At 35.5% G+C, this 18,354-nt stretch carries 17 protein-coding genes; 10 read left to right on the top strand and 7 right to left on the bottom strand.

Going from position 1 to position 18,354, the window contains the following annotated elements; all coding sequences use genetic code 11:
* Nucleotides 1-164: 164 nt before the first annotated feature.
* A complete protein-coding gene (locus OLM58_RS10815; RefSeq protein ID WP_264532283.1) occupies nt 165-1,130 on the bottom strand; it encodes a GlxA family transcriptional regulator in 966 nt (321 codons plus the stop codon).
* Between the two features lie 169 nt (nt 1,131-1,299).
* Here OLM58_RS10815 and OLM58_RS10820 point away from each other — a divergent pair, with 169 nt between their 5' ends.
* The 6 genes from OLM58_RS10820 to serB all read left to right on the top strand — a co-directional run bounded on the left by OLM58_RS10820 (nt 1,300) and on the right by serB (nt 5,124).
* On the top strand, nt 1,300-1,704 hold the full coding sequence (locus OLM58_RS10820; protein ID WP_264532284.1) for an SRPBCC domain-containing protein: 405 nt from the start codon (nt 1,300-1,302) through the stop codon (nt 1,702-1,704).
* A gap of 54 nt (nt 1,705-1,758) precedes the next feature.
* On the top strand, nt 1,759-2,163 hold the full coding sequence (locus OLM58_RS10825; protein WP_264532285.1) for an SRPBCC family protein: 405 nt from the start codon (nt 1,759-1,761) through the stop codon (nt 2,161-2,163).
* A gap of 156 nt (nt 2,164-2,319) precedes the next feature.
* Nucleotides 2,320-2,727, top strand: a complete 408-nt coding sequence (locus OLM58_RS10830) for a VOC family protein (protein WP_264532286.1) — start codon at nt 2,320-2,322, stop codon at nt 2,725-2,727.
* Between the two features lie 2 nt (nt 2,728-2,729).
* On the top strand, nt 2,730-3,167 hold the full coding sequence (locus OLM58_RS10835) for an SRPBCC domain-containing protein (protein WP_264532287.1): 438 nt from the start codon (nt 2,730-2,732) through the stop codon (nt 3,165-3,167).
* Nucleotides 3,168-3,198: 31 nt separating this feature from the next.
* Nucleotides 3,199-3,642 carry a VOC family protein gene (locus tag OLM58_RS10840; protein WP_264532288.1) on the top strand — a complete coding sequence of 148 codons (444 nt, stop codon included), beginning with the start codon at nt 3,199-3,201 and terminating at the stop codon, nt 3,640-3,642.
* Between the two features lie 252 nt (nt 3,643-3,894).
* Nucleotides 3,895-5,124 (top strand): phosphoserine phosphatase SerB, encoded by a 1,230-nt coding sequence (serB, locus tag OLM58_RS10845; RefSeq protein ID WP_264532289.1) that lies wholly within the window; start codon nt 3,895-3,897, stop codon nt 5,122-5,124.
* Nucleotides 5,125-5,339: 215 nt separating this feature from the next.
* On the opposite strand, the gene OLM58_RS10850 is transcribed toward serB, so the two are convergent.
* The 3 genes from OLM58_RS10850 to OLM58_RS10860 form a co-directional block, all read right to left on the bottom strand.
* Nucleotides 5,340-5,585: a redox-active disulfide protein 2 gene (locus OLM58_RS10850; protein ID WP_249967037.1), complete on the bottom strand. Its 246-nt coding sequence runs from the start codon at nt 5,583-5,585 to the stop codon at nt 5,340-5,342.
* 42 nt (nt 5,586-5,627) lie between these two features.
* Nucleotides 5,628-6,134 carry a matrixin family metalloprotease gene (locus tag OLM58_RS10855; RefSeq protein ID WP_264532290.1) on the bottom strand — a complete coding sequence of 169 codons (507 nt, stop codon included), beginning with the start codon at nt 6,132-6,134 and terminating at the stop codon, nt 5,628-5,630.
* 179 nt (nt 6,135-6,313) lie between these two features.
* The gene (locus tag OLM58_RS10860; RefSeq protein ID WP_264532291.1) at nt 6,314-7,822 is read right to left on the bottom strand and encodes a GH3 auxin-responsive promoter family protein; all 1,509 of its coding nucleotides are present in this window, start codon (nt 7,820-7,822) and stop codon (nt 6,314-6,316) included.
* 249 nt (nt 7,823-8,071) lie between these two features.
* Here OLM58_RS10860 and OLM58_RS10865 point away from each other — a divergent pair, with 249 nt between their 5' ends.
* Together OLM58_RS10865 and OLM58_RS10870 are read left to right on the top strand one after the other, a co-directional pair.
* Complete coding sequence (locus tag OLM58_RS10865) at nt 8,072-8,866, top strand: DUF2797 domain-containing protein (protein ID WP_264532292.1); 795 nt, start codon at nt 8,072-8,074, stop codon at nt 8,864-8,866.
* A gap of 234 nt (nt 8,867-9,100) precedes the next feature.
* Complete coding sequence (locus OLM58_RS10870; RefSeq protein WP_264532293.1) at nt 9,101-10,180, top strand: glycosyltransferase family 9 protein; 1,080 nt, start codon at nt 9,101-9,103, stop codon at nt 10,178-10,180.
* 46 nt (nt 10,181-10,226) lie between these two features.
* Here OLM58_RS10870 and OLM58_RS10875 read toward each other — a convergent pair whose 3' ends face one another.
* The 3 genes from OLM58_RS10875 to sppA form a co-directional block, all read right to left on the bottom strand.
* Nucleotides 10,227-12,821, bottom strand: a complete 2,595-nt coding sequence (locus OLM58_RS10875; RefSeq protein ID WP_264532294.1) for an AsmA family protein — start codon at nt 12,819-12,821, stop codon at nt 10,227-10,229.
* A gap of 174 nt (nt 12,822-12,995) precedes the next feature.
* Nucleotides 12,996-13,943 (bottom strand): alpha/beta hydrolase family protein, encoded by a 948-nt coding sequence (locus OLM58_RS10880; RefSeq protein ID WP_264532295.1) that lies wholly within the window; start codon nt 13,941-13,943, stop codon nt 12,996-12,998.
* A gap of 13 nt (nt 13,944-13,956) precedes the next feature.
* Nucleotides 13,957-15,714 (bottom strand): signal peptide peptidase SppA, encoded by a 1,758-nt coding sequence (gene sppA / locus OLM58_RS10885; RefSeq protein ID WP_264532296.1) that lies wholly within the window; start codon nt 15,712-15,714, stop codon nt 13,957-13,959.
* 204 nt (nt 15,715-15,918) lie between these two features.
* On the opposite strand from sppA, the gene OLM58_RS10890 reads away from it, so the two are divergent.
* Entirely contained in the window at nt 15,919-17,106 is a 1,188-nt protein-coding gene (locus OLM58_RS10890; RefSeq protein WP_264532297.1) for a carboxypeptidase-like regulatory domain-containing protein, read from the top strand.
* A 58-nt stretch (nt 17,107-17,164) separates the two neighbouring features.
* Nucleotides 17,165-18,304, top strand: a complete 1,140-nt coding sequence (gene folK, locus OLM58_RS10895) for a 2-amino-4-hydroxy-6-hydroxymethyldihydropteridine diphosphokinase (RefSeq protein ID WP_264532298.1) — start codon at nt 17,165-17,167, stop codon at nt 18,302-18,304.
* The last annotated feature ends 50 nt before the right edge of the window (nt 18,305-18,354 follow it).

Here is an 18,354-nt window from a genome sequence, read left to right on the forward strand (position 1 = left end):
GCGTATTTACATTGTCCTGTTTTTTTGGTGTTTTGAAAAATGAACCTTCTATAATAGCCCTGATCGAAACAGCATCCTTTTGCTCTGGGGTTTAGAGCAAAAGATACAGTGAAGAGCAGGACTGGAGGTTCTTTTGAAAATGAAAGTTGCTGCTCCTGAAAAAATCACTGCACCCTAAACTTCTCCCGATACTCAATAGGTTTCATGCCTACCATTTTATAAAAAACTTTCCTAAAGGCTTTCGGATCATTATAGCCCGTTTTCTCAATAATTTCAGAAATCGAAAGCTGTGTTTGTTCCAGATATTTCTTTGAGCTTTCGACTCTTATATTTTGCAGGTATTCAATAGGCGGGATGCCGGTGACCTGTTTGAAGCGTCGCGTCATATTACGGGTACTGGTAGGAATGTCTTTGGTGATTTCTTCCAGTTTTTCGATCGTATGGTACTGACTTTCTATTTTTTGCTGCAGCATGGCGACCAAAGTATCATTGTGCAAATGGTTGGGTCTAAAGGTGCTGAAATAACTCTGCTTGTATCGGTTTAGGTCGATCGAAAAAATCTTTGCAATCTGAACTGCAATCTCATTTCCACAGTATTTCTGAACCAAAAGAATCAACAGGTGAAACGTTGAGGTAGAGCCTCCACTTGTATATAAACTACCGTCGGCCGTTAAAGTTTCTTCAGGCTTCAATTTTACGAGCGGGAACGCTTTGGTAAAAGCACTGCAGGCATCGACATGAGTTGTGGCCAACTTTTCGTTAAGCAAACCGGAGGCGGCAAATAAAAAGGCACCCGTACAAAAACTGGCCAGTTCGGCACCGGATTGATGGTGCTTTTTCAGCCAGGGAATAAAGTTTTTGTTTTTTGCGATCATTTCGCTCATATTATCCGTAGTAAAAGCCGGAATCAGAATAAGTTCAAGGGGGACTATAGAATCTTCAATCGGATTTACTTTATAACCGAACAAATTTGCTTCTTTGATCTGTTCTGCCAATTGAAATACCATAATCTCAAAAGGCTTTTCGTCGTCTTTAGCAAGTTTGTTGGCGGTTTCAAAAACTTCTAAAATAGCAGCTATACTTAGTAATTTATAGTCGTGCGGAACAATTAATCCTACTTTCTTAGTCATGATTGCATTGGTTTTTGGAAAAATGATAGGTTACAAAAGTAAGTATTTTGTCTTAAATGACCCTAAAAATGACTTTTAATGTAACTTAAAGCTAATCTTAAAAAATTAAATTTGCTTTAAATAATTTGTAATTTTATAAAGAAAGATCTTTGATTTTAATAAATAAACAATGATAACGGTACAAAACACAATTAACGCAGCTGTAAACAAAGTCTGGGAGTTTTGGACAGCGCCGGAACATATAGTAAAATGGAGTTTTGGTTCTCCGGACTGGTACACTCCTTATGTCGAAAATGATTTGAAGGCTGGAGGTAAATTCAAATATACGATGGCTGCGAAAGACGGAACTGCCTCTTTTGATTTTGAAGGAGTTTATATCCGGGTAGAAACTTTTGAATTAATAGAGTATAAACTATCCGATAACAGAACAGGAAGTGTTCTCTTTGAAGAAAGTGGTGAAAAAGTAATTCTCACAGAAGTATTTCAACCCGAAACAGAAAACCCTGAAAACATGCAGCAGCAATGGTGCCAGGCCGTGATTGACTGTTTTAAAGAGTATGTCGAAAATAACTAGACAAAAAACAAAACAAGAACCAATTTTAAAAATATAATTAAAAACAGAAACAAAATGATAACAGTACAAAACACAATTAACGCATCAGTAGACAAAGTTTGGGAATTTTGGACGGCACCGGAACACATTACAAAATGGAATTTTGCTTCACCGGACTGGCATACGCCTTACGCGGAAAATGATTTAAGAGAAGGAGGAAAATTTACATCGACTATGGCTGCAAAAGACGGCAGTATGAGTTTTGATTTTGGAGGGGAGTACACTTTGGTAGAAAAAAATAAAGCTATTGAATACATTTTAGACGATGGAAGAAAAGTTGAAATTACTTTTAAAGAAACGCCAAGCGGAGTTGAGGTAATTGAAAAATTTGATCCCGAAACAGAAAATCCTGAAGAAATGCAGCGTGGAGGTTGGCAAGCCATCATGGATAATTTTAAAAGTTATGCCGAAAGCAATTAATTTCTTTTAAGGTTTAGAGCAGCAAAGGGAACAGATTTTGGTAATTTTTGAAGGGATGCTATAAACTTAAAGAAACTTTGTATGGCGGTGTCTCTCAGTAAATAATAAGCTTAATTTAAATCACACGGATAGAATTTAATTTTAAAAAAAGTTAGGATGACAAAGCAAGTATGGCTGAATTTGCCGGTAAAAGAGGTGGCAAAATCAAAAGCTTTTTTTTCGGAAATAGGATTCTCTTTTAATGAAGAACACGACACACCAAAGTCAACTTGTATGGTGATTGGAGAAGGAAAATTTGTAGTAATGCTTTTTGAAGAAAAATTGTTTGTCAGTTTTTCTCATAATCAATTGACAGATACTAAAACAAGTACGGAATTTCTGATCTCGATTGATGCTGAAAGTGTTGCGGAAGTAGATGAACTGGCAAGGAAAGTCAAAGAAGCGGGAGGAACTATTTTTGCTCCGCCGTCAGAAAGTCAGGGATGGATGTACGGCTGTGGATTTGCAGATTTAGACGGTCATCGCTGGAATGTTCTATTTATGGATTTTAGTAAACTATCATGAGTATGGAAACATTAGAATTTAAAATCAGAATTAAAGCCCCGGTACAAAAAGTCTGGGCAGTTTTATGGGATGAAGAAACGTATAAGAAGTGGACAGGATCTTTTTGCGAAGGTTCATACGCCGTAAGTGAATGGAAGCAGGGCGATAAAATACATTTCTTGTCTCCAAACGGAGAAGGAATGAATAGTGTCATTGAAACGAAAATTCCAAATGAGTATATGGCTTTTAAGCATATAGGCGAAATCAAAAACTTTAAAGAATTGCCTCTTGACGAAGAAACCAAAAAGTGGACAGGTGCCATGGAAACGTATCGGTTGACTGCCGATGACGAATTTACTGATTTGGTAGCCCAGGTAGATGTAGTCGAAAAATACATCGATTATTTTAAAGAAGCATTTCCTAAAGGATTGGAGACCGCTAAAGAACTTTCAGAAAAATAAAAAACAAACAACAAACAAAAAAACAAATATCATGGCAACAGCAGTAAACCCTTATTTAATTTTTAACGGAAATTGCGAAGAAGCATTTCTGTTTTATCAATCCGTCTTTGGAGGAGAATTTCCGTTTCTTGGAAGATTTAGTGAAATGCCGGAAGGTGAGGAAGGATGCGGTGCTCCGGTATCTGAAAAAGATGCTAACCGAATCATGCACGTCTCCTTGCCAATTGGAAACACCATCCTGATGGGAAGCGATAGCAGTGAGCAATCCGGAGACGTAACCTTTGGCGGGAATTTCTCTATCTCTATAAATGTAGACAGTGCAGCAGAAGGGGACCGTATTTTCAACGGACTCTCAGCAGGAGGAACCGTTTTTATGCCAATGGCGAAAACCTTTTGGGGAGCCTATTTTGGAATGTTCAAAGATAAGTTTGATGTAAGCTGGATGGTAAACTTTGATGAAAACCAGGCAGGCTAAAAACAACTTTTTATATTTTATCACAATACAAAAGATTTCAGGGATTCACCATTTTAATCCTTGAAATCTGTGATAAAAAAAACAATTCAGAGATCGAAAAAGTTAGGTAATTCCGATCCCTGAACATTATTGTTAAATTACTCCAAAAAGCACAGTATTAGGTGCTTTTTCTCTTTAAAAAACAAGCAATATCCTTTTTTATCAACATTAGATTGCCGATTTTTGTCGCTTCGTAAAATCAATAAACATAAAATGGCAACAGAAGATAAAGAGATTATTTTATTAAAAGTTTCAGGACATGATAAAATAGGAGTAACAGCAGGTTTAACCGCTGTATTGGCAACTTATGATGCAAATATTTTAGATATTGGTCAGGCCGATATTCATGATACGCTTTCTCTGGGAATTTTATTCGAAATTCAGGCAGGTTCCTCTTCCGGCCCCGTTTTAAAAGATTTATTGTTCAAAGCTTATGAATTGGAAATTAAAGTGAAATTTATTCCAATTTCTATCGACGATTACGAAAAGTGGGTAAAATCACAATCTAAACAACGTTATATCATCAATATTTTGGGCGAAAAACTAGCTGCTTCTCAATTGGCTGCTGTGACCAAAATAATGTCAGCCCAAAATCTGAATATTGATTCTATTATAAGATTAACAGGAAGAACTTCTATTGTAGATCTGGAAGAATACCCTCGTTCCTGCATACAATTGTCTGTGACCGGAGAGATCGTTAATAAGATTGACATGACGGCAAGTTTTATGGAAATTTCCAGAACGTTAAATGTAGATATATCCTTTCAGGAAGACAATATTTACAGACGAAACAGGCGTTTGGTATGTTTCGATATGGATTCTACTTTAATTCAGACCGAGGTAATCGACGAACTGGCTGAGCTGAACGGAGTAGGAGATCAGGTTAGAGCTATCACAGAATCTGCAATGAATGGTGAGATTGACTTCAACGAAAGTTTCAAACAGCGTATGGCATTGCTCGAAGGATTGAGTGAAGATGTTCTGCAGAATGTAGCAGTCAATTTACCGATTACAAAAGGAGCGCATCGCTTAATGAAAGCCCTGAAATATTATGGATACAAAACCGCAATTTTGTCTGGAGGATTCACCTATTTTGGAGAATATCTGCAAAAAGAATTGGGTATCGATTACGTTCATGCCAATAAATTAGAGATAAAAGACGGTAAACTTACCGGTAAATATATAGGCGATATTGTAGACGGCCAAAAGAAAGCCGAATACCTAAAAGCAATCGCCGACAAAGAAGGAATTCACATCAACCAGACGATTGCGGTTGGAGATGGTGCCAATGATTTGCCAATGATCAATTTAGCAGGTCTGGGAATCGCCTTTCATGCCAAACCAAAAGTAAAGGAAAATGCAGCAACGTCAATTTCAAGTCTGGGTCTTGACGGAGTTTTATACCTTTTAGGATATCACGACAGGTATATCGATATGATGTAAATCTATTGTCGGGCTGAGCGAAGTCGAAGCCCTGTAATGCTAAAAAGAACTTTGATTTCGCTCATTTTAGTCAAGCTGAGTGAAGTCGAAGCTATGGGCATGTCCCGCTGAAAAAGCGGGTCGGGCTATCCGTTGTAATCTTTTGTGTCCGCCACGGCGGACACAAAAGGATTTCCACTTCTATCCCTCATGCAATTCGGCGATAGTATTGGTGCTTATTTTTCTCTGGACTTCAATTCCTCTTTAATGTCTTTTAAAGTTTTGAAATTTAAAAGAAGTAAAGGTAATAGAGCAATAGGGACAATCTGAGAAGCACTAAATCCTTTTTTAAAAACAAGATAGATGTTCACAATGAATAATAAAAGTAAGATTACGGCAAATGCATACGCCGCTGTTTTTGATATTTGTTGGCTTTTAAGCAGCTCTTCGGTGGTCATTTTACTAAATTTTTCGTTTTTCATTTTATTATGGTTTTGGTTAATTTGATGTTTTATGACAAGTTATCAGCTTGTAGATTTGTTTAATTTCCAGCCTTTTTCAATTAAGTATTTTTTGCATTTGAAACAAAAATCAGTTTCTTCGTCCAGATGATTTTTTCCTTCAGCATCCCTCATTAAACAGTTTTTGGTTGCACAATGAGCTAATCCTTCAGTATGGCCTAACTCATGTAAAACAACTTTATAGAATTGTATTTCTTTGTTTCTTTTGCTCAGCCTAAAATCAGAAACAACACAGGATTTACCTGGATGATACCCCAGTCCCATAACGCCCCAATCCCTGATCTTGCCTTTTGTAACGCTAATGTCGCTGTTGGATAAACCCACAATTACAGAATCTTTGCCAACATTATCCTTGATGGTTTTAATAATACTATCAGCCCTATATCTGTTTCTGGGTTTGTAGAAAGAGTTTTTTGGAAAAGGTATATTTTCCCTTAAAACAACATTTGGGTTAATAGCTTTAATTTTAGTGTGAACATTTCTCGCCTGCTCAGCTTTGAAATTTCCCAAAGGCTGAATTACAATAATTCTCTGATACTCCTTTTGTGCGTTTGTGCAGGAAATTAAAATCAAACTTAAGATAAAAAGATATTTGCTCATTTTATAAAAACCGATTGGATTTGAATTCTGCTACATTAAAGGAATAAAATTTTTCAGTAGAAGATGACATGATGCTGAAAATTTAAACTCTACATCTCCTTCAACTGCTCCAAATAATCCCTCTGATTCGAAAGTCTTGGAATTTTATGCTGTCCGCCTAATTTGTCCCGTTCTTTTAACCAATCGTAAAACAGGTTCTCACGAGCCACATTAATCACCAGAGGATTTAAAGTCATATTGTTGTGACGTTTGGCTTCGTAGTCTGAATTCAAAGTCTGTAACGTTTCATCGAGCACTTTTTGAAAAAGTCCCACATCAGCAGGTTTTTTCTTAAACTCAATCATCCATTCGTGAGCTCCTTTTTCCTTGTCCTGCATAAAAATAGGCGCAACGGTATAATCGATCACTTCAGTATGAGTGAGCTGGCAGGCCTTGGCAATCGCCTGATCGGTATTTTCGACCATTAATTCCTCTCCAAACACATTAATATGATGTTTTGTTCTGCCTGTTACTCTGATTCTGTATGGATTTAGAGAAGTAAAACGAACCGTATCCCCAATCAAGTAACGCCATAAACCCGAATTGGTCGTAATGACAATCGCATAGTTTTTGTTTAATTCAACATCAGCCAGACGAATTACTTTTTGGTTTGGAGTGCCAAACGTATCCATCGATATGAATTCATAGAAAATGCCATAATCCAGCATCAGCAATAAATCACTTGAATTGTTTAAATCCTGAATAGCAAAAAAACCTTCAGAAGCATTGTATATTTCGTAGTACCTGAAATCTTTGCTAGGTAAAATATTTTTGTATTGCTCTTTATAAGGAGAGAAGCTTACACCTCCATGGAAATACACTTCCAGATTAGGCCAGATATCAAGAAGACTTTCTTTCCCCGTATTTTCTAAAACTTTATTCATTAAAACCAGCATCCATGACGGAACGCCCGCAAAACTGGTTACATTTTCGTTTTTTGTTTCATTTATAATCGCAGCAATTTTAGATTCCCATTCGCTCATCAGAGAAGTTTTACTGCTCGGAGTACTGCTAAACTCGGCCCAGATAGGCATGTTTTCAATCAGAATAGCAGATAAATCTCCAAAGAACGTATTGTTGTTCTCGTAGATCTGAGAACTTCCGCCCAGACGAAGACTTTTACCCAGAAACAATTCCGAATCCTCATTGTTGTTGAGGTAGAGACAAAGCAAATCTTTACTTCCTTTATAATGACAATCCTCGAGGGCCTCATTACTCACTGGGATGAATTTACTTTTGGCATTCGTAGTTCCGCTTGATTTAGCAAACCATTTTATTGGTGTTTCCCAAAATACATTCTGTTCCCCCTGACGCGTACGTTCAATCAATGGCTGAAGCTCCTCATAAGTAGCAATCGGTACCCTTTCAGCAAAAGTCTGATAAGAATTAATCGATCCAAAATCATACTGTTTCCCTATAATAGTATTTTCTGAAGCGGTCAGCAAATTGTGCAACAGTTCCTCCTGAACTTCATTCGGATATTTTAGAAAAAGTTCTATTTGATGTATCCTTTGTTTTAGGACCCACGAAGCGAAAGAGTTGATTATTGATAAGGGCATGGGTGAAATTTATATTTTAGATTGCTGATTGTAGATTTTAGATTTTACAATTCGCGTAAAATCAGGAACCTTAAAATTTGAATATCGAAAGACAAATAGTAACTTTGCCGTTGTATCAAAAATAGTGTTTTTTTGTAAAAAATAACATGCTATTTTCATTAAACATTCCGGTTCAGCGGAATTTTAACTCTTAAAATTCAGAATTCTGACCGACAAATCTAAAATCTACAATCAGCAATCTAAATTCTAATGACATATCAAGGCGTACTTACAAAAATGCAAACTGAAATAGGGGCTCCGATTCAGTATTATTTGGTATTTGAAGACAGTTTTTTAAACATGAACCAATTACTGAACAAAGAAATTGAGATCAATTTCGTCGGATTTGAATGCTTGAATTGTCATAAAAAGAAAAAGATCTACCGCCAGGGATTTTGTTATGAGTGCTTTTACTCAAGCCCTGCTGTTGGTGATTGGATTATGCGACCGGAACTCAGTACCGCACACTTAGGAATTGCAGACCGTGATTTGGAATACGAACAGAAAGTACAGCTTCAGCCTCATGTTGTATATCTGGCTTTGGCAAGTGAAGTAAAAGTTGGAGTAACGCGTAAAACTCAGGTTCCAACACGTTGGATCGATCAGGGAGCTACACAGGCTATTGCGATTGTTGAGGTTCCAAACCGATATTTAGCCGGAATTACTGAGGTGGCATTAAAAGACCATTATACGGATAAAACAAACTGGAGAAAAATGCTTCAAAATACAGGTGAAAGTTTCGACCTGGTGACAGAAAAGGCAAAAGTGGAAAGTTTGATTCCGGCAGAAGTACAGGAATATTTTTATACCCAAAAAAATGATCTGTATGAATTGCAGTATCCCGTTTTAAATTATCCAACTAAAGTAACCAGTCTGAATCTGGATAAAACCCCATCATTTCAGGGGAAATTAACCGGAATCAAAGGACAATATTTAATCTTTGAGAACGGAACCGTTTTTAATGTCAGAGGTTCGGAAGGTTATGTAGTTAGTATTGCAGTTTAACATCTATAAAAAAATATGTAAGATATTAGCTGTTAATTTTTTTTATTATATTTGTAGCACAATTTTTAGCAAGTTGTATTCTGAATCCTGAAAGATTTGATTACAATTTTATAATAATCATTTGTTAAAAGATTTTAATTTTTAGTCTTAAGAGAACTTAGTTTAGTAAAAAGGTAAACGGAAGTTTTTTTTAATTTCTAAAGATAAATGTTTAATAAATAAATTAGTTAAAAGATGAGTGCTTTAAAAAGAATAAATGTGATCAGGCGCAGCGTAATGCACCGTCTCACTAAGAACATTGGAAAACCAAGATCAGAGCAGCATATTGTTTTAGTGGATAAAACAGAAATTAGGCGGGTCCTGATCTGCAGGCCAAATGCCAGACTCGGAAACTTATTATTGATTACGCCGCTGGTTCAGGAAGTCAACGATATGTTTCCAAATTGTAAAGTCGATTTGTTTGTTAAGGGAGCTTTAGCTCCAGTAATTTTTGGAAATTATCAAAACATCAATAAGGTAATTGGTTTGCCTAAAAAACCGTTCAAAAGCTTGTTGGAATATCTGAATGTCTGGATTTCAATAAAAACACAAAAATACGATGTCGCGATCAACGTAGATCAAAACTCTTCTTCAGGACGTTTAGCAGTCCAATTCTCTAATGCTAAATATAAATTTTACGGAGATTTAAATGATGAATCTCAACTTGTAAAAAAAGACTACGAACATATTGCGAAATATCCCGTTTATAACTTCCGAAATTATTTGACGAAACTTGGATTAGCAAAAAGCAACAAAATAATAGCCCCGATTGACCTTAAACTATCTTCTGCCGAAATAGCTAACGGAAAGAAAATTTTGAAAGACTTAGTGCCTAATTCTAAAAGAACCATCTGTATTTTTACGTATGCGACTGGAGCAAAATGCTTGTCGGAACAATGGTGGGAGAACTTTTATAGGCAACTTAAAGAGGAATATAAAGACTATAATATTATTGAGATTCTGCCTGTAGAAAATGTTTCGCAAATCGCATTTCAGGCACCTACATTTTACAGTAAAGATATCCGCGAAATAGGGTCGGTAATTGCCAATACTGATTTGTTTATTGGTGCTGATAGTGGAATCATGCATTTAGCCAGTGCCGTTCAGACTCCAACGATTGGGCTTTTTTCGGTTTCAAACCTTAAAAAATACGAACCTTACGACAATTGCAGCATCGGAATAGATATTAATTTGCATACTAAAAAGGATTATGTAAAAATCATAAACTCCATCCTGAACAATGGAAAGCTTAATACTATAGGACAAGCAATTTAAATTATAAGAAACAAAAAAAGGCATCCGTAGATGCCCTTTTTTTTGTTTAGTTTTTCTTCTTAAACAAGCCATTGATTAAGTCACTGGCTTTTTTAGTAACCTCCTGAGTTTTTTGCTCTTTTTCAGTAGCAGCAGCTTTAGTGGTATCTTTAGCTTTCGTATTTTTATTGATAAAATCATTAAGAGCCGAAGTTCCTTTTTGAGTCAGTTTATCTCTTTGCTGATTCGCAACCTGCGCAGCCAGACTGGTCACGGCACTTTTCATATCCGTTGATACTTTTGGATGTGAAAAATTACCTGTAAGTACCGCATTTATTGGAATGTTTTGCAGTTTTGCAGCATCTGCCGGAGACATTTTAGCAAGGAAGGCATTGGCTTCATTTCCTAAGTATTTTGCCGGAACATCTAATTTTAAATTATAGTTCATCGTTTGATCGAAACCATGAGTTCCGCCAATTGTAATTTTAATGTCCTGATATTTGATGTCAAATGGTTTTACGCTCACTTTTCCGTTATCAAATGTTAGAGCCGCTTTAATATCATTCAGATTTATTTTATTAGGATCAATAAATTTCAGGTTAGAAGTTAAGGCGTTTATAACAGTTGAATTCTTAGAATTTACAGTAGTTGAAAGCAGCTGTCCTAAAAGATCTCCTGAGATTGATTTTAGATCCGGAGTCAATTCCTTATCGTCTAAGTTTCCGTTTAATTTTATAGTCGAGTTTAATTTTCCGTTGATGATTCCTGCCAAAGGAGCAATTTTTTTCATCATTTCTAATTGCGTAAAAGTTTGCGCAATATCCACCTGATTGAAACCTAAATTCATGTCAAAAGTTGGTACTTTTGTTTTGGTAGAAACAGCTCCGTTAAGGCCAATTGTTCCTCCAAAAATAGAGGTTTTAAAGTTTTCTAAAGTAGCTTTTTCGTCCTTAACGATTAATCTTCCCGAAACGTCTTTTAGTTTCAGATTGTCGTATAAAACGGTAGCAGCCTTAGCATTTAAAGTACAATTTAAGAACGCGGGGATCTTCATCGCTTCAGTAGGTTTTGCAGCTGCTTTTTCTGTAGCAGGAGTTCCTGAAGTCATAAAATCATCCACTGCCAGCTGATTTGAACTCATGTTGAAGTTTCCTCTCAGCTCTTGTTTTTTGAACATGAAACCATAGAAATTTTCCAGTACTCCGTTAATGCTTAAGTCGCTTTTTTCTGTTGTGGCATCAAATTTCTTCAGGTTTATGGTACTCGGATTAAACTCTACCAATGCCGTACTGATGTTCATCGATTTATTGTTTTCGTCTGTATATTTAAATCCGGACAGACTCATGGTTCCGGCATTTTTGATATTCTGGTATTGGCTCTTTTCAACAGAAGCCATATCAAATTGTGTAGTCACATCAGCTTTTAAAATACCGGCAAGAGGTTTGTCCATTTTAATTGGATAAGCCTTAGAAAGATTCGCCAGATTGATGGTTCCTTTCAAAGCGGCATTCACTATAGGATTTTGCGTGATGTTTTTGATATTAGCTTTGGCGTTAAAAACATCCTGATCGATTCGGAAGGAAAGTTTATCCAAATTAACATAAGTGTCATTCAGGATTCCCGTTTCATTGATGATTTTCGTGTCAATCACAATATTTTGAACCGATTTTGGAAGGTTTGGATATTGAAACGAAGCATTGTTAGAAGCAATTGCCACATTAAACTTAGGAACAGTAGTCTCGGTTAATTCACCTTTAGCAAAACCGGCTACAGTAAAATCTCCGGTAGTTTTTACACCTTCCAGACTTGAAGCATAAGCAGAAGGAATCAGTCCTAAGAAATTCGTAAAAGATGAGGTGGGAGTCTTAAACTTCAGGTCATAAATTTGTCCGGCATCCACCATCTGAATAAACCCGTCAAATTCCAAAGGCAATTGATTGATTAAAGCTTTATTCTCTTTAAAGGTATATTTGCTTTTTTCAAGGTCAATTCCCAATACAGCGTCTAAAGTCAGTTTTACATTTTTCATGTAATTAATCTTATCCATATCCAAAGAAACATTAGCAACAGATTTTGTTGTTAAATCTAATTTTGAATTGGTAAAATCGCCCGTTCCTTCATGGTTCAAACTGTCAATGACCATTTTTATTTTAGATCCCTGATCGATGTATCTGAAAGTGAAATTTTCGATTTTATAATTTTGAATTTTCAGTGAAAGCGGTTTGCTTTTGTCGTCTTTCACGTCCTTTTCTTTGTCTTTTAGGGCAATATCAAAATTACCAACACCGTCTTTGTTGAAAATAATATTCACCAGACCATTTGTAGAGCTGATTCCCTGTATGTTTAAAGGCTCTTCTTTTCCTTTGAAAAGTTCCTTAATACTCATTTTTAAATTCAGCTCGCCTAATGAAACCAAAGTATCTCCTTCAAATGGAGCTTTATTGATGATCACCAGTTTTTCGATTCCCACGGTGGCATTTGGAAAGTTTTTAAACAAACTTAAATCGGCATCTGTAAAACTTACCTTGGCATCAACACTTTTGTTGATGGCTTCTGAAATTTTGGCTTTTATTTGATCTTTAAAGAAATACGGAATGGCAAATAAGGCTGCTACAAGGACTACAAGAACTATAGCTGTTATTTTTAAAATTTTCTTTACCATATAAATAAATTTGAGGGGTTAAATTGCTAACTGATTGTTGCAAAAATAGTTTTTTTTGATGGAGTTCATAAATAAAGTTTTTGTTAAACCTAAGAATATACTTCTGTTTGTCCCAAATAAAAATCCGCCTGAATATAAGTTCAAACGGATTTTTAATGTTTTTATGATTGCAGATTATTTTTTAATGAAAGAAATAATCTTATTGACCATGATTTCTGAGATAGGCAGATTCTCTTTTTTATAGCTTTCCAGGTTGGCCTGATGATCTCCGTCGATGATTTTCATGATATGATTCATTTTATCAACGATCAAAAGTTCAGCATTTTTATTGGCCTTCGATAAGAGTTCAGCATCTTTTACGGTCACTTGTAAATCCTGATTTCCCTGAACGATCAAAATAGGAACATTTAGTTTTTTGATTTCGTTTTGCGGATTGTATTTGAACCAGGAAATTAAATACGGCTGAATGCTTGGTCTGAAAAGAGCATTAAGCATTGGGTCTACTTTCTTTACTGTAAATCCGCTTTTCAGGCTATCAATAATCGGGAAGGTTAATTCCTCTACTTGTTTGTTTTGTTTGGAAGCAATTTGCGATTTAATCAATTGGTCGGCAGACTCTCCTGCGCCTGCGATTGAGATAAACTTACTGGCTTTTGCTCCGGCAATCATTCCAATCAGAGAACCTTCGCTATGACCAATTACAACTACTTCAGAGAAACGTCTGTCTTGTTTTAACAGATTGATCCAGCTTTTGGCATCTTCGGTGTAATTCTCAAATACAAGAGTATGTTCTGAAATAGCAGCCGGTTTACTTTCTGCAATTCCTCTTTTGTCGTACCGTAATGATGCAATTCCGTTTTTTGCCAGCGCTTCTGCCAGCATTTTCAGAGAATTGTTTTTCATCATCGGATTATTTCCGTTGCGATCCGTAGGCCCTGAACCTGAAATTAGTAAAGCTACCGGGTACCTTTTTTCTAAATTCGGAGTGGTCAACGTACCAAAAAGCTGATCGATGTTGATTTTTAAAACAATGGGAGTTTCTGTAAAAGCAACTTCGGTTTTATTCTGAGCATTCACAAAACTCAGCAACAGAATAGCAGCAAGGGCAAATAAATTCTTCATTTTTAAAAGGAAACTATTTAATGTTTATTCCAAATGGAAGCATGGCCTGAACTCCTTTTTGTTTTTGAAGTCTTTTTACCTGCTCAATAAGCATATAATTTTCTTCTCCAATTTCTTCTTTAATAAAAGCTTCTTTTGATTGAGCAAAAGGCAGCGTAGAAAGAAGGTCGTTGAATGTTTTTTCGTATTCAGGATAGTTTTGTGTACTGTACGTTTTGATTTTTGCAATTTTTGCAGCTTCAGCAATAGCATCATTCAATCCTCCAATCTGATCTACTAATCCAATTTTTAAGGCTTCGCTTCCTGACCAGACTCTTCCTTGTGCGATCGAATCTACCTGTGTAAAAGTCATTTTTCGGCCTTCCGCAACATGCGTTACAAAGGTTTTGTAAATATGTTCTACCCCTTCTAAAGTAAAGGCTTTAAATTTTTCGTCAACAGGTACAAACGGACTATAATTTGCAGAGTTCTCATGTGTTTTTACCTGCTCAGTGTTGATTCCCAATTTATGGGCTAAAGGAGTGAAGTTAGGCAGTACTCCAAAAACACCTATAGAACCTGTAATCGTATTGCTTTCTGCAAAAATTTTGTTGGCGTTGCAGGCAATGTAGTAACCACCTGATGCGGCATAATTCCCCATAGAAACCACAACCGGTTTTACTTTTTTGGTTATCTCGATTTCTCTCCAGATCAGGTCAGAAGTTAAAGCACTTCCGCCCGGACTGTCTATTCTTAGAACGATTGCTTTTACATCTTCATTTTTGCGCGCCTCTTGTAAAGAACGTCGCATAGAACCTTCACCAATTACAGTAACATCTCCTTCGCCACCTTGTATTTCACCCTGTGCATAAATAATAGCAATTTGGTCAGTAGCAGTATTGGTCAGGGCAGTTGTAATGTTATTTTGAGTATAATCTAAAATCGAAATTTTATTGTAATCGTCATCTCCCGTTACTTTTAGCGCTTTTTTAATCGCGTTATGGTAAACATCTTCATAAGCAATAACATCTACCAGATTTTGTGCTTTTGCCATTTCCGGAGTTCTGGCCAGTAATCCATTGGCGATTTCATTTAGTTTCGGCAGTGGAATATTTCTGCTTTTTGAAATATCAGTCGTAACCGTAGTCCAGATTGAGTTTAAAAGAGCGGTTACCTGCTCTCTGTTGGCATCACTCATTTTATTTTCCAGAAAAGGTTCAACAGCACTTTTGTACTTTCCGTGGCGAATCACTTCCATGTGAATGCCCGATTTTTCCTGAAAATCTTTGAAGAACATCACCTCAGACGAAAGACCTTTAAAATCTAAATCACCAACAGGATTCAAATAAATAGTATTGGCTACAGAATTCAGATAATATTCTTTTTGCGAGTATGTATTGGCATAAGCCCAAACAAACTTTCCTGATTTTTTGAAACTTTCAAGCGCATTTCTCAAATCTTTGTATTGTGCCAGACCTAAAGAAGACTCATCATTTAAAATAGAGATTCCTTTAATGTTGTCATCTGTTTTCGCCGCTTCAATAGCATTGATTACATCTGTTAAACCGATGCCTTTTTTATCCGAAAAAACAGTTACCCACGGGTCTTTGTATTTTCCCGCATAATCGTTTTGAATTTGTTTTAAATTTAATTCAATAACAGAATCACTTTTCACAGAAACAGCATCGTCTCCTCCAAAAATTGCTCCAATAAGAATGACCCCAAAAAAGAAGAGGATAATAAATACAAAAATACCAATAACGGTGGCAATTACATTTCCTAAAAACTTCATAAGTGTATTTTTTTTAATAAGTATCGAAAAAGGTTGGTTTGTTACAAAAGTAATCTAAAAACAAATTAATTCGAATATGAGATTGGATGAAATGGTTATAGCTTTTGCTTTTTTAACGCATTAAATTAAAGATAAGATATTTTGTAAGATAAATATAGTTTGAGTCCCGAATATTTTATATTTGAGGAAACCAAATGCTTAAATATGAAAGATAAAATAATTCTGTGGAGTCTTTTTTTCTTTGGCTTTTATGCCGGGGCTCAAAAAATACAAACTAAAAAAGTGGTAGTCGATAAACTGACAAAGCTTCCGCTGGAAAAAGTAAATATTTACAATCAAAAGGACAATTCACTAACAAATGAGGAAGGTGTTTTTTCTTTTATTTCCGATCAGGATGAGTTGAATTTTAGTTTGATTGGATATGAAAATCTGAAACTCAGCTTTGAAGAAATAAACAAACAGGATACAATCTTTTTGCAAAGTAAAACCATTGAACTTGATGAAGTAGTGGTGGGAGAAGAAATGGCTATAATGAAAAAAGTATATGCCAAAATGAAAGAGAATTATATATTCGAGCCTTACAATGAAAACTTCTTCTTGAGATGTGTCTTGAAACGAAATGATGAATTGGAAAGATTACAGGATATTTATGGTAAAGTATCGCGAAAAAGCATTTTTAAAACCAAAACACAACCCGACAATAAATGTGAAGTTGAGATTTTGAATATGAGGAAAGTTGGGATAAAGGACAAGGTAGATTTTGTGTATTTCGAATTTCAGAGTTTCGAAAAATTATTTGATATAAATGCTATGATCTCTATCAAAATGGAAGATTTCGAACTTACTAAGGAAAAAAATGTAGCAGGTGATTTTTTTAAAATTAGTTTTATCAAAAAGTCAGAAAATACGATTGAACAAAAAACCAGTGGTTATTTTATAATCAATAAGAATGACTATGCTATTGTAGAAACTTATTTTGATCTTTATGATAACGGAGAAAAAGTACCGTTTCAAAAAAAGGACAAAGTAGAATATCGAACCACGAGTTTTAAAACCACTTCAAATTATAAGAAGAGTGCCAGCACCAATAAGTATTATTTGAATAATGCAAAATCGGATGTTAGGGTAGAATTACTTGTAAGTGAAAAAAATATAAAAGCGTTTTACGATTATTCGACCAATTTTTTTGTAACCAATAGTTTTATTGCCGAAAAAGCAAAGTCAAATTTGTCGATGGATAAGGATATTTTTAAAGTGAAATTTCCTTACTCAGAACAATTTTGGAAAAGCCAGAACCAACTCCCTTTAACAAGCGATTTAACTGCATTTTTGAAGAGGGTTTCAGAAAACAAAGAGAAGAAGAAAGAGTTTGAAATAGTTGGAAACTTCTAACTCTTGGATCAAATAATGTAGTTAATTCTAAAATAGTTTTAGTTAATTTGCATTAATTATGAAGTCACAGCATCAAATCGTTTTATCAATAGGCAGCAATCAGGGAAACAGGTTAACAAACATCGAAACGTGTATCGATTTGATACATAAAGAAGTGGGGACTGTAATCAGGGTTTCAAAACTGTATGAAACTCCTGCCTGGGGGTTTGAAAGTGATGCTTTTTATAATTGCGCATTGGTTTTGCATACCTATTTATCGGCGCAAAAAGTATTAAGTCAGGTTCTGAAAGTAGAAAAAAAACTAGGCCGAATCAGATCGGAGCAGCAAGGGTATCAGTCCCGAATTATCGACATTGATCTGATTACTTATGATGATGAAGTTATTGAGTCCGAAAAATTGCAGATCCCACATCCGTTAATGCAAAACAGAAAGTTTGTTCTGCTTCCTATGCAGGATTTAGATTTAGACTGGAAACACCCTGTTTTTCAAAAATCCATTACAGAATTAATTGCAGTCTCGCCAGACGATAGTGTTTGTGAAGTAGTTCAGGAATTGAAAAATCCGATACGGGAAATTGCATTGGAGAACTTCAACTACATTGCTTTTGAAGGAAATATTGGGGCAGGGAAAACCACTTTGGTGCAAAAAATAGCGGAAGATTTTAATGCAAAAATGGTTTTAGAACGTTTTGCCGATAATCCTTTTTTACCAAAATTTTACAAAGATCAGAACAGGTACGCTTTTCCGTTGGAGATGTCTTTTTTGGCAGATCGTTATCAGCAGTTATCAGATGATCTGGCACAATTTGATTTGTTTAAAGATTTTATTGTAGCCGATTATCATATCTTTAAATCTTTGATTTTTGCTAAGATTACCCTTGCCGAAGATGAGTATCGATTGTATCGAAACTTGTTTGATATTATCTATAAAGAAATGCCCAAACCTGATTTGTATGTTTATTTGTATCAGAATTCTGAAAGGCTGCTGCAAAACATCAAGAAACGCGGACGCAACTACGAGCAGAATATTGAGGCAGGTTATCTGGATAAGATCAATAATGGCTATTTAGAATATATTAAATCCCAAACTGATTTAAACGTGCTGATTATTGATGTTTCCGATCGCGATTTCGTGAAAAATCATAAAGATTACCTTTTTATCCTGGACGAAATCCAAAAGAAGATTTTAATTCGATAATTCGATAATTCGTTAATGTGTCAATTAGACAATGTGATAATTACTTAATT

It is taken from the genome of Flavobacterium sp. N502540 (genome assembly GCF_025947365.1).
GTDB lineage: Bacteria > Bacteroidota > Bacteroidia > Flavobacteriales > Flavobacteriaceae > Flavobacterium.